Annotated in this window: 11 protein-coding genes and 1 tRNA gene; 4 read left to right on the forward strand and 8 right to left on the reverse strand. The window is 69.8% G+C overall.

What is annotated here, in order from left to right; genetic code table 11:
• Positions 1-188: 188 nt before the first annotated feature.
• From ACWGJB_RS44455 to ACWGJB_RS44470, 4 genes are all read right to left on the reverse strand, one after another.
• Complete coding sequence (locus tag ACWGJB_RS44455) at positions 189-1,607, reverse strand: GH1 family beta-glucosidase (protein WP_453385739.1); 1,419 nt, start codon at positions 1,605-1,607, stop codon at positions 189-191.
• A 136-nt stretch (positions 1,608-1,743) separates the two neighbouring features.
• The gene (locus ACWGJB_RS44460) at positions 1,744-2,643 is read right to left on the reverse strand and encodes a carbohydrate ABC transporter permease (RefSeq protein ID WP_453385740.1); all 900 of its coding nucleotides are present in this window, start codon (positions 2,641-2,643) and stop codon (positions 1,744-1,746) included.
• Positions 2,644-2,653: 10 nt separating this feature from the next.
• A complete protein-coding gene (locus tag ACWGJB_RS44465) occupies positions 2,654-3,664 on the reverse strand; it encodes a carbohydrate ABC transporter permease (protein ID WP_453385750.1) in 1,011 nt (336 codons plus the stop codon).
• 5 nt (positions 3,665-3,669) lie between these two features.
• Positions 3,670-4,995, reverse strand: coding sequence for an ABC transporter substrate-binding protein (locus tag ACWGJB_RS44470; protein ID WP_453385741.1), 1,326 nt, complete (start codon positions 4,993-4,995; stop codon positions 3,670-3,672).
• Positions 4,996-5,352: 357 nt separating this feature from the next.
• On the opposite strand from ACWGJB_RS44470, the gene ACWGJB_RS44475 reads away from it, so the two are divergent.
• Positions 5,353-6,408, forward strand: coding sequence for a LacI family DNA-binding transcriptional regulator (locus ACWGJB_RS44475; protein ID WP_453385742.1), 1,056 nt, complete (start codon positions 5,353-5,355; stop codon positions 6,406-6,408).
• 91 nt (positions 6,409-6,499) lie between these two features.
• Complete coding sequence (locus tag ACWGJB_RS44480; RefSeq protein WP_453385743.1) at positions 6,500-6,691, forward strand: hypothetical protein; 192 nt, start codon at positions 6,500-6,502, stop codon at positions 6,689-6,691.
• A gap of 84 nt (positions 6,692-6,775) precedes the next feature.
• Here the strand turns inward: ACWGJB_RS44480 and ACWGJB_RS44485 are convergent.
• The 4 genes from ACWGJB_RS44485 to ACWGJB_RS44500 all read right to left on the reverse strand — a co-directional run bounded on the left by ACWGJB_RS44485 (position 6,776) and on the right by ACWGJB_RS44500 (position 9,684).
• A tRNA-His gene (locus ACWGJB_RS44485) sits at positions 6,776-6,848 on the reverse strand.
• Positions 6,849-6,962: 114 nt separating this feature from the next.
• Entirely contained in the window at positions 6,963-7,565 is a 603-nt protein-coding gene (gene orn, locus ACWGJB_RS44490) for an oligoribonuclease (protein ID WP_450756068.1), read from the reverse strand.
• Between the two features lie 212 nt (positions 7,566-7,777).
• Positions 7,778-8,950: a helix-turn-helix domain-containing protein gene (locus ACWGJB_RS44495; protein WP_453385744.1), complete on the reverse strand. Its 1,173-nt coding sequence runs from the start codon at positions 8,948-8,950 to the stop codon at positions 7,778-7,780.
• 377 nt (positions 8,951-9,327) lie between these two features.
• Positions 9,328-9,684, reverse strand: coding sequence for a hypothetical protein (locus ACWGJB_RS44500; RefSeq protein ID WP_453385745.1), 357 nt, complete (start codon positions 9,682-9,684; stop codon positions 9,328-9,330).
• Between the two features lie 361 nt (positions 9,685-10,045).
• Here ACWGJB_RS44500 and ACWGJB_RS44505 point away from each other — a divergent pair, with 361 nt between their 5' ends.
• A complete protein-coding gene (locus ACWGJB_RS44505) occupies positions 10,046-10,573 on the forward strand; it encodes a universal stress protein (RefSeq protein ID WP_453385746.1) in 528 nt (175 codons plus the stop codon).
• 154 nt (positions 10,574-10,727) lie between these two features.
• On the forward strand, positions 10,728-11,294 hold the full coding sequence (locus ACWGJB_RS44510; protein ID WP_453385747.1) for a GPR1/FUN34/YaaH family transporter: 567 nt from the start codon (positions 10,728-10,730) through the stop codon (positions 11,292-11,294).
• Positions 11,295-11,530: the final 236 nt, after the last annotated feature.

Consider the following 11,530-nt stretch of genomic DNA (forward strand, 5'->3'; position numbering starts at 1 on the left):
CACACGACAACACACTCCATCACACACCACTCTCCCCAGCGGGCGGGCGCCCGCGACCCCCGCGCCCCCCCCCCGCTGGGGCCCGCCGTACCGTCCGCCGTACCGCCGGAAGATCCCCGGCGGGCCCGCCAAGCGGCTTCTGTGAAAGCGAAGGGGGGCGCGGTACCCCCTGGACCGCGCCCCCGGTCTCAGGCCGCCGACTGGGCCGGCGGCAGGGTTCCCGTCCGGGCCGCCTCCGCGTACCAGCGGGCGCTCGACTTCGGGGTGCGGGCGAGGGTCGCGTAGTCGACGTACACCGCTCCGAACCTCTTGCCGTAGCCGTACGCCCACTCGAAGTTGTCCATCAGGGACCACAGGTAGTAGCCCCGCACGTCCGCGCCGTCGGTGATCGCGCGGCGCACCGCCGAGAGGTGGCCGTGCAGATAGGCGATGCGCTCCGGGTCGTGGACCCGGCCGTCCGGGTCGGGCTTGTCGTCGTAGGCCGCGCCGTTCTCGGTGATGTAGAGGGGAAGGCCCGGGGCCTCGGCCGTGTACCGCATGATCAGGTCGTGCAGGCCGGTCGGGTCGATCGACCAGCCCATCTCGGTGCGCTCGCCGGGGGTCTGGTGGAAGGCGACGTCGTCGGCGCCCGGCCAGGGGGAGTGGGCGCTCGCGCCGTGGCCGTCCGACCGCGGACCGGTCACCGTGCCGGACGTCGCCGACACCAGGGTGGGCGTGTAGTAGTTCAGCCCGAGGGCGTCCAGCGGCTGGTGGATGGCGGCGAGGTCGCCGTCCTGGACGTACGACCAGTCGGTCACCGACGCCGTCGCCGCGAACAGTGACTGGGGGTACGAGCCGTGCAGGATCGGGCCGTGGAAGACGCCGTTGGCCAGGTCGTCGATGGTCCGGACCGCCACCAGGTCGGCCGGGTCCTGGGAAAGGGGCCGTACGACCGAGGAGTTGAGGCTGATCGCGATCTGGTTGCGGGCCGGCATCGCCGAGCGCAGCGCCGAAGTGCCCAGGCCGTGCGCGAGGTTGAGGTGGTGCGCGGCGCGCAGGGTGGCCGCCGGGTCGGTACGGCCGGGCGCGTGCACCCCGGAGCCGTAGCCCAGGAAGGCGCTGCACCAGGGCTCGTTGAGGGTGATCCACTGCTCGACGCGGTCGCCGAGCGCCTCGCCGAGGATCTGCGCGTACTCGGCGAACCGGTACGCCGTGTCCCGCTCCGGCCAGCCGCCCGCGTCCTCCAGCTCCTGCGGCAGATCCCAGTGGTAGAGGGTCACGGCGGGCTTGATGCCCTTGGCCAGCAGCTCGTCGACCAGCCGGCGGTAGAAGTCCAGGCCGACCTGGACGGCCGGGCCGCGGCCGGTCGGCTGGACGCGCGACCAGGAGACCGAGAACCGGTAGGCGTTCAGGCCGAGGTCCGCCATCAGCGCCACGTCGTCGCGGTAGCGGTGGTAGTGGTCGACAGCGATGTCACCGGTCTCGCCGTCGGCCGTCTTGCCCGGCGTATGACTGAAGGTGTCCCAGATCGAGGGGGTGCGGCCGTCCTCCCGCACCGCCCCCTCGATCTGGTACGCGGAGGTCGCGGCGCCCCAGAGGAAGGCGGGAGGAAAGGTCACGGAAGTCATGGGTTCAGGCATGGGCATGGAAGCGCTCCCATTGGAGGTCGTGGAGACCGACGGGTAGATGAGGAGAGAGGAAGGGGCGGGAAGGACGGGAGGGGCCGGGACGGCGGTGACCCGGCCCCCGTCGTTCCGCGGGCGGTCAGCCCTTCACCGCGCCCTGCATGATGCCGCCCACGATCTGCTTGCCGAAGATCGCGAAGACGAGCAGCAGCGGCAGCGTGCCCAGCAGCGCGCCCGCCATGATCAGGGACTGGTCGGGGGTGTACCCGCGGCCCAGGCCCGCCAGGGCGACCTGCACGGTCGGGTTGCCGGTCTGCGTCAGGACCAGGAACGGCCACAGGAAGTCGTTCCAGGCCTGGACGAACATCAGCATGCCGAGCACCGCCATCGCCGGGCGCGCCGCGGGGAACACCACGTGCCACACCACCCGCCAGCTGCTGGCGCCGTCCACTCTGGCCGCCTCGATCAGCTCGTCCGGCAGCGCCTGGGTGAGGTACTGCCGCATGAAGAACACGCCGAACGCGCTCACCAGGGACGGGAAGATGACCGCCTGCAACTGGTCCGCCCAGTTCAGCTTGGCGACCATCATGTAGAGCGGGATGATGCTGAGCTGCGGCGGCACCATCATGGTGCCGATCACGGTCAGCATCAGGATGTTGCGGCCCCGGAAGCGCAGCTTGGCGAAGGCGAACCCGGCGATCGTCGACAGCACGACGATGGTCACCGCGGAAATCCCGGCCACGATGGTGGTGTTGAGGAACGCCTTGCCGAGGTTGGCCTCGGTCCAGGCCACGTCGAGGTTGTGGAAGAGGTTCCCGCCGAACCAGAACGGCGGCGGGGTCTCGGCCAGCCGGTTGTTGTTCCGGGACGCGGCGATCGCCGTCCACACCAGCGGGAACAGCGAGCCGATGGAGAACAGCACGAGGATCGTGTACGCGATCGGGCCCGCGTGCATGGTGCCGCCGGCGCGCGCGGACTTCGAGCGCCGCACGCGCTTGGGCTCGACCGTGGGAGAAGGTTTGCTCAGGGTCGTCGTCACGGCCGGTCTCCTAACTACTGGCGCGCAGCCGGCGCGAGATGACGTAGTTGACGAGCCCGATCACGATCAGGATCAGGAACATCGTCCAGGCGATGGCGGAGGCGCGGCCCAGGTGCTGGTTCACCCAGCCCTGCTCGTACAGGTACAGGCCGAGCGTCTGGAACTGGTGTTCCGCGCCGCCCGACGCCCCCTTGTTGGCGTCGAAGATCAGCGGCTCGCCGAACACCTGGCTCGCCCCGATGGTGGACACGACACAGGTGAACAGGATCGTCGGGCGCAGCTGCGGCAGCGTCACATGGAAGAACTGCTGCCAGCGCGAGGCGCCGTCCAGGGCCGCCGACTCGTACAGGTCCTGCGGGATCGCCTGCATCGCGGCCAGGTAGATCAGCGCGTTGTAGCCGGTCCAGCGCCAGATCACGATCGTCGACACCGCTATCTGGGACGGCCACTTGTCGTTCTGCCAGTCGATGTTGCCGACGCCGAAGAAGTGCAGCGCCCAGTTGATCATGCCGTAGTCCCGGCCGAACAGCAGCACGAAGACCAGGGAGGCGGCCGCGATCGACGTGGCGTACGGCGCCAGCATCACGACCCGGTAGAAGATCGAGGCACGCAGCCTGTAGTTGAGGATGTGGGCGAGCCCCATCGCCATCAGCAGCTGCGGAACCGTCGAGATGATCCCGATGGTCAGGGTGTTCCTGGCCGCGTTCCAGAAGAAGTCGTCGCTGAAGATCCGGGTGTAGTTGTGCAGCCCCGCCCACTGCATGTCGGTGGGCGCGGTCAGCTCGACCGTGTGCAGCGAGGCCCAGCCCGTGTAGATCAGCGGGAAGAGCCCGAAGGCGACGAAGAGCAGGAAGAACGGCGAGATGAAGCCGTACGGGCTCCACTTGATGTCCCGCTGCCAGCGGCGCGAGAGGCGGGCGCGGCGCCGCCGCTCCGCCTCGGTGGGAACGGCGGGCGGGCGGGCCGGGGCCGCGCCCCCCTCCTCTGCGAGGGGCGCGGCGGTGTCGTGCCGGGTGGTCATGGCGGTCACTTGTCCAGGCTGTTGTCGATGGTCTTGACGGCCGTGTTCCAGGCCTCCTCGGCCGACTTGCCCTTGGTGACGAGGACAACGCCGTTGTTGGCCAGACCGTCCTGGATGATCTGGTCCTTCGGGCCGATGACCTGCACCGGGCTGCTCTTTGCGGCCTCGGCGAAGATCGTGCCGATCGGGGCGTCACCGGTCATGTCGTTCTTGGCGCCGGTCACCGCCGCCGAGGTGTACGTCGACGGCGCGCTCGGGAAGGAGCCCTGCACGCTGAAGAGCTTGGCCTGCTGTTCGGGTGCGGTCAGCCAGGCGACCAGCTTCTCGGCCTCCGCGACGTTCTTGCCGCTCTTGGGCACGGTCAGGAAGGACCCGCCCCAGTTGCCGGCCTTCGGCGCCTGGGCCACGTCCCACTTGCCGGCCGCGTCCGCCTTCGACTGGCCCTTGATGTAGCCGAGCATCCACGGCGGGCAGGACATCGCCGCGAACTTGTTGTTGGCGATCGTGCTGTTCCAGGACGGCTGGAACTGGGTCTGCGCCTGGACCAGTCCTTCCTGCGCGGCCTTCGCGGTCTGGTCGAACGCGGTCTTCACGGCCGGGTTCGTCTTGTAGATGATCTTGCCGGAGGAGTCGTAGAACTTGGTGCTCTCACTGGACAGGATCGCGTTCAGGAGGCCACCGGGGGAGTCCATGAAGGTGGTTCCGGAGGGCGCCTTCTTCTTGTAGTTCTCGCCGACCTGGACGAACTTGTCCCAGCTGCCCGCCCAGAGCTTGCTGACCGCGTCGCGGTCGGTGGGCAGGCCGGCCTTCTGGAAGAGGTCCTTGCGGTAGCAGATGCCGAGCGGACCGACGTCGGTGCCGAGCCCGATGGTCTGGCCACCGCTGGTCGTGGCCTGCTTCCACTTCCAGTCCAGCCAGTTGCTCTCCGAGACGCCGCTGACCTTGGACAGGTCCTCCAGCTTGTCCGCGAACGTGCTGGTGACCTCGGCGATGTTGCTGACTTCGACGGCCTGGACGTCCATCAGACCGCTGTTGGTGGTCAGGTGGTTGACGAGCGCCGGGTAGTAGTTCGCGTTCTGCTCGACCGAGGTGTCCTTGATGACGATGTTCGGGTGGAGCTTCTCGTACTCCTTGTAGAGCCCGGCCTCCTTGAAGCCGAACGTGCCGAACAGGCCGAGCGTGATCGTCGTCTTGCCCTTGCCACCGCCGCTGGTGCCGCCACTGCCGCCACCGCTGTCGTCGGCACAGCCGGCCAGCAACGCTCCTCCCAGCGACACGACGGCCGCCAGGACGACCGCCTTGCGGGAGGCGGTTCGGGTACGTGCTCGCATTACGTCCTCCTGTTGCCCTGACGTGCCGACCCCCCGGCCAACTGCATTGTTGGGCCCGTGTGTTTCTCGCTGCGGCTCGGGCGGGGAACGTGCGGGATGTGTATGTGTCAGGTACTGTGGGAGCGCTCCCACCAGTGATGTGTTGAAGGGTCGTCGGTTCGGGGCGGGGTGTCAAGGGAGTGGACGCGGAGGGATGCGTTCGGTTATCCGGCTGTTAGCTAACGGCGGTCGGAGGGCCCTCGTTCGGGCCGAAGCGGGGGGGCGGGGAAACGGCGGCCCCCGGCAGAGGTCATCCCGAAAGACCAGGCTGTTACATTCCAGGCCAGCAACAAGAACGCGGCGAGAAGGGCGGAGCCCATGGCAAGCCACGGAGCGCGGGGGCGTAGTGGTGGTCGGCCCACCCTCGAAGAAGTCGCCGCCCGGGCCGGGGTGGGGCGGGGAACCGTGTCGCGGGTGATCAACGGCTCGCCCCGGGTCAGCGACGCCACCCGGGCCGCCGTCGAGGCCGCGGTCGCCGAACTCGGCTATGTTCCGAACACCGCCGCCCGGGCCCTCGCGGCCAACCGCACCGACGCCATCGCCCTGGTGGTTCCCGAGCCGGAGACCCGCTTCTTCGCGGAACCGTACTTCTCGGACATGCTCCGCGGTGTCGGCGCCGAACTCTCCGAGACCGAGATGCAGTTGCTGCTGATCTTCGCGGGCAGCGACCGGGAGCGGGAACGGCTCGCCCAGTACCTCGCGGCCCATCGCGTCGACGGCGTCCTCCTTGTGTCCGTCCACGCCGACGACCCGCTGCCCGACCTCCTCGCCCAGCTGGAGATCCCGGCCGTGATCAGCGGCCCGCGCTCCGCCGCCGAGACGCTGACCTCCGTCGACTCCGACAACTACGGCGGCGGGCGGTCGGCGGTCGAGCACCTGCTGGCCGGCGGCCGCCGGACGATCGCGCACATCGCCGGCCGCCTCGACGTGTACGGCGCCCAGCGCCGCGTCGACGGCTACCGCGACGCCCTGCGGGACGCGGGCCGGGAGGTGGACGAACTCCTCGTCATTCCTGGTGACTTCACCGAGGAGGGCGGCCGCCGGGCCATGTCCCTGCTGCTGGAGCGGCGCCCCGAGCTGGACGCCGTCTTCGCCGGCTCGGACGTGATGGCGGCCGGCGCCCGCCAGGTGCTGCGCGAGCTGGGCCGCCGTATCCCCGACGACGTGGCGCTGGTCGGGTACGACGACTCGGCCATCGCCCGCCACATGGACCCGCCGCTCAGCAGCGTCCGCCAGCCCATCGAGGAGATGGGCCGCGCGATGATCGACCTCCTCCTCGCGGAGATCGCCGACCGCCGCCCGGCCGTGTCCCGGGGCCTGGAGCGCCGGCAGGCGGTACTGCCGACGGAACTGGTGACCCGCGCCTCCTCGTAGGATCTGTCCGGACGATCGCGCCCATGCCCACGGGCCGCTGTAGGTCGGGGGCGAGACAGCCAGGTTGTTCAGAGTCCTGCGAGGGGTTGTCGTGACCGATCGCGACTGGTGCGACGACAGCGACTACCGGGCTGCGCTCCGGCGGTCCGAACGGGCGGCGCGGTTCGGCTGGGCGGCGATCGCCGGAACCGCGGGAGCGCTGGGCTGTGCGCTGGTGGCCCTGGCCGTCGTCTGCGCGGCCGCGGTTCTCGGGGGTCTTTACGTGGTGGCGGCGAATCACTAGGTCTTTCGACGACCCCGTCGGCCACCGACGACCGGAAACGCCAAGGGCCGACCTGCTTCCGCAGGCCGACCCCTGGTCGGTGAGGGTGAGTGACGGGACTCGAACCCGCGACATCCTGGACCACAACCAGGTGCTCTACCAGCTGAGCTACACCCACCACGACCGGCGGTGATTCTGTGGTTTCTCCGACCGGCCGAGAAAAAGTGTACAGGGTCCGAAGGGGTGCTCGCGCACGGCTTTACGGGAGCGCCCGCGGGGCCCTCCCGAACGCCTATTCCGCAGGCAGGACGTGGCGGGCGGCGATCGTCCGCGCGGTGTCCGAGTCCGGGCCGGGCTGCGGTACGAAGATGGCCTCGCGGTAGTAGCGCAGTTCGGCGATCGACTCGCGGATGTCGGCGAGGGCGCGGTGGTTGCCGTTCTTCTCCGGGCTGTTGAAGTACGCCCGCGGATACCAGCGCCGGGCCAGCTCCTTCACGCTGGACACGTCGACGATCCGGTAGTGGAGGTAGCCCTCCAGGTCCGGCATGTCCCGGGACAGGAAGCCGCGGTCGGTGCCGACGGAGTTGCCGCACAGCGGGGCCTTGCCGGGTTCCTTCACGTGCTCCCGGACATAGGCCAGGACCTGCTCCTCGGCCTCGGCCAGCGTCGTGCCGCCGGCCAGCTCGTCGAGCAGGCCGGACGAGGTGTGCATCTGGCGCACCACCTCCGGCATCGTCTCCAGTGCCTTGGCCGGCGGACGGATGACGATGTCCACGCCCTCGCCGAGCACGTTCAGCTCGGAGTCGGTGACCAGTGCGGCCACCTCGATGAGCGCGTCGTCGGACAGCGAGAGGCCGGTCATCTCGCAGTCGATCCACACCATGCGATCGTTCATGCGACCACCCTAAAGCTGACGTCCTCTTTTGTGGCCCCCGCGGTCGGTGCCGCCGCCTTCTGGGGGCTGCCGGGCGCCCGGTGGTCGGAAGAGGGTGGCCGAGTGCCGTTGTCTTCGGGCTCGCCTCCTTGTCCCACCGGGTCGGGTGGTGGGCGGCCGAAGGCAGGGACCCCTGCCCACCCGAGTGGTCGGGTGGGCAGGGGTCGGATGCGTCAGCTGCCCGTGCGGGGGCCCGGCAGGCTGGGCGACAGGCCTACCGCCGCTGACCTGCGGGTCTGCATCGGCAGTACGCCCTCGGGGTACGGCACCGACAGCGCGGCCGCCGGTGCCAGCTGCGCCGGTTCCGGCGTGTCGGCACGCTCGGACTGCGGCCGCCTCGCCCGGTACGCCGCCCGGTACGCCGCCGGGGACGAACCCAGCTGGCGGCGGAAGTGGCCGCGCAGGGCGACGGGGGAGCGGAAGCCGCAGCGGCCCGCCACCTCGTCCACCGAGTAGTCGGACGTCTCCAGGAGACGCTGCGCCTGGAGGACCCGTTGCGTGATCAGCCACTGCAGCGGGGCGCTGCCCGTCAGCGAGCGGAAACGGCGGTCGAAGGTCCGGCGGCTCATGTACGCGCGAGCCGCCAGCGTCTCCACGTCGAACTGCTCGTGGAGGTGCTCCAGCGCCCAGGCGACGACCTCGGCGAGCGGGTCGGCGCCGATCTCCTCTGGTAAAGATCGATCGAGGTAGCGCTCCTGACCGCCCGAGCGGCGCGGGGGGACCACCAGACGGCGGGCGAGCGCACCGGCCGCCTCGTTGCCGTGGTCCGTCCGCACGATGTGGAGACAGAGGTCGATTCCGGCCGCCGTACCGGCGGACGTCAGGACGTCGCCGTCGTCCACGAAGAGTTCGCGTGGGTCGACGTGCACCGACGGATAGCGCTTGGCCAGCGTCGGCGCGTACATCCAGTGGGTGGTGGCCGGGCGGCCGTCCAGCAGTCCGGCGGCGGCCAGTACGAACGCGCCGGTGCACAGCCCGACTATGCGGGCCCCTTCTTCATGGGCGCGGCGCAGCGCGTCCAGTGCCTCTTCGGGCGGTGGCGCGGTGATCGATCGCCAGGCCGGTACGACGACCGTGCCGGCTCGTGAGATCGCCTCCAGGCCATGTGGCGCGGTGAGTTCCAGGCCCCCTGTGGTCCGCAGCGGGCCTTCCTCGCCTCCGCACACCAGTAGTCGGTAGCGCGGTACGCCGGCGTCCTGGCGGTCTATCCCGAACACCGACAACGGTATGGAACTCTCGAAGATGGGGCCGCCGCTGAACAGCAGCACCGCGACGATCTCCTTGCGGCGTCGCCCGGAGAGTTTCCGGGCCGCGGCTTCCGGCGCGGCAGTGGAGTCGTGGCTCATACTGCTAAGCCCCCCTCGGTGGTCGCGGCTCCTCGGTTGTGTCGCTCCTGCACGTTTCCCCTCGGTCCTGCACGAGTCCCCCGCCGTAAGACGTCAAGATCGAATCTACTGGTTCCCGCGGTCTCGCGTTGACCAGTTCGACACGCCACAGATTGTCGACATGACAACTTGGCGTGAAGCATTCGATCACGAAGCGTTGCACTCACGGGCCGTGCAGGGAAGTACGCCTCGTGGCAGTGGCCAAACCGCGTAGGGTGCAGAGGGTCCCCTGGACCCTTTCCGTGCAGGTGGAACGGGGGTTGGGGGGTGGTCGGGGCACCTCTTGCACAGGGTCGGGAAGTTGGCTGAAAAGAAGCGTTCCCGTGCGCGGAAACCGGTCAGTCGACCGGTGTAGTGCCCCTAGTGTGACGTCCGCCTCCCCGGACCGCTCCGCGGGGGGCCCGATGCGGCGCCCGATGTGGGGCCCGGTGGGGCGCCCGGTGCGGTTTTCCGTTCGGTTTCCCGTTGTGTTTTCGGTGGAGTGCCGTCCCGTGCTCCGAGCGGCGCAGCAGGTACCGGCACGCGGCGGTGACGGCGGCCAGGCCGAGGGCGGTGCCGCCGGCGCCGGCCAGCGAGGTGCCGTACCAGAGGAGCACCACGGGGACGAGGACACAGGAGAACACGGCCCAGCGGACGACGTCGCCCGCGGTGTCCTGGGCGGGGCGCGGGTCGGGTTTCGGGCGCGGTCCGGACATGTGCGTATCTCCCTGGTCTCCCGGGCGGTGCTCCTGCCGCGGCTCCCTGATGGTGCTGCCGCCGGGTTCAACGCGTGTTCGAGCGGTCGGTCACCGTGCGTGGGCCCCGCTCCTGTCCGAATCCTGTGCAAACCGCCTGTACGGGGCAGCAACCATTGCGTTACGGGCGCGGCTCGTGCATGCTCCCTGGAACTCCTAACCGACTCCGGGGAAGGTCCCCTACGGAGCGTGCGCGGGATCTGGGCTGAGGAGGCGTGCCGCCGTACCCTTGGGGGTATGGGGTTGGGAAGATGTTTCCCGGACACAGCTCCGCCGCACACTGTCGTCCCCTCCCACAAAGGATCACAACGCCGAGACAGCCATGGCCGGTCACGAATTCTTCGATCCAGCGGACCGCAAGCGGCCGGTCGCCGACCCCACGGCGGCCGATGCGCTGGCGGCGGAAGAGCCACGCCCTTCCTGCGATCCCGCCTTCAAACACGGAGTGGTCGTCGGCTTCGACGGCTCCACCTCCAGTGAGCGCGCCCTCGCCTATGCGATCGGGATGGCGCATCGCTCCCGCGCAGGGCTGATCATCGTCCACGTCGCCAACCGACTGCCGACCACCGTGTGGGCCGGCTGCGAGCCACCCGTCTTCGTCGACGTGCCGGACCACCGAACCGAGGTGCTCGGTCTCGAACTCGCCTGCGCCGAATACCTGGCCGAGGTGCCCTGGATCCTCGTCGAGCGCGGCGGTGACATCTGCCACGAACTCGAAGAGGTGGGGCAGGAGTACGAGGCCGACGCGATCGTCGTGGGGTCGACCCACGGGATCGTCGGGCGGATCTTCGGCTCCGTCGCGGGCAGACTCGCCAAGCGGGCCAAGCGGCCCGTCGTTGTCATTCCGTAACTCCGCGTTCTCCCAGGTGAGATGCGCCGTGGGTACGGCTCGGCTCCCTTTGTGCCGTGCGTAAATCTACTCGCGCGTAGAGGTGTTTGTGCCCTTGTGAAGGGCATATATCGGTCACCGCGTACAACTGCACAAAGCATGAAGGGAGCCCGCCGTGGACAACGACGTCTCTGCGGGAATTGGAACCACCACCGTGGCCGGCCGACTCGCCCTGGGGATCACCCTGTTGGCGTTCGGTATCGGCACCACCGGCGTGATCGACGACGTCACCACGTCCGACGCCGTGTCAGTCGCCCACTATGTGGGCGGAGTCGCCCTCTTCCTCGTCGGCCTGCTGGCCTTCCGTGACCGTGACACCGTGAACGGCACGGGCTATGTGGCCCTCGGTGCCCTCTGGTTCACCTGGGCCGTCTCGTCCGGCTCCAACGCCTCGGCCAACGCGGCCGGGCTCTTCCTGCTCCTCTTCGCCCTCGTGGCACTGTCGTTGACCCTCGCGGGCGGCGACACGCTCGGACAGGGCCTGCACGCGCTGCTGTTCCTGTCGATGCTGCTGCTCGCTGTCGCGAACTTCGCCGACAGTTCCTCGCTGGTCAAGGTGGGCGGCTGGGTCGCCGTGGCGGCGGGGGCGGTGGCCTGGTACGCCGCGACGGCCGCGCTCGCGCACTGGCCGACGGTCCTTCCGAGGCGGGCTGCCGGCCGGGGGGTGACGGCCACCGGCTGATATGGCAGCCGACGCCGGGGAGTTGGGCGTCCCCGGCGATCCAATGAGCGGACCCCCTCGTGGCCTGACGGCACACGTGGGGGTCCGTTCGGTTGTCCGGCCCGTGCGGGTGCATGGGGGTTGCTCGCGCAGTTCCCCGCGCCCCGGGCGCGGGGCGGGCTCGAGCCGGCCCACAGGGGGGCGGGGGACTGCGCGGCCCGCCCCCCTCGGGCCCCCCAACCGAACCGTGCGACACC

The sequence above is a fragment of the Streptomyces sp. NPDC054813 genome (assembly GCF_053611365.1).

Bases quoted from the DNA above. Each gene is read 5' to 3' on its own strand.
- ACWGJB_RS44500 (WP_453385745.1), bottom strand. From the start codon at position 9,684: ATGTCCGGACCGCGCCCGAAACCCGACCCGCGCCCCGCCCAGGACACC.
- ACWGJB_RS44470 (WP_453385741.1), bottom strand. From the start codon at position 4,995: ATGCGAGCACGTACCCGAACCGCCTCCCGCAAGGCGGTCGTCCTGGCG.
- ACWGJB_RS44475 (WP_453385742.1), top strand. From the start codon at position 5,353: ATGGCAAGCCACGGAGCGCGGGGGCGTAGTGGTGGTCGGCCCACCCTC.
- ACWGJB_RS44465 (WP_453385750.1), bottom strand. From the start codon at position 3,664: ATGACCACCCGGCACGACACCGCCGCGCCCCTCGCAGAGGAGGGGGGC.
- orn (WP_450756068.1), bottom strand. From the start codon at position 7,565: ATGAACGATCGCATGGTGTGGATCGACTGCGAGATGACCGGCCTCTCG.
- ACWGJB_RS44495 (WP_453385744.1), bottom strand. From the start codon at position 8,950: ATGAGCCACGACTCCACTGCCGCGCCGGAAGCCGCGGCCCGGAAACTC.
- ACWGJB_RS44455 (WP_453385739.1), bottom strand. From the start codon at position 1,607: ATGACTTCCGTGACCTTTCCTCCCGCCTTCCTCTGGGGCGCCGCGACC.
- ACWGJB_RS44505 (WP_453385746.1), top strand. From the start codon at position 10,046: ATGGCCGGTCACGAATTCTTCGATCCAGCGGACCGCAAGCGGCCGGTC.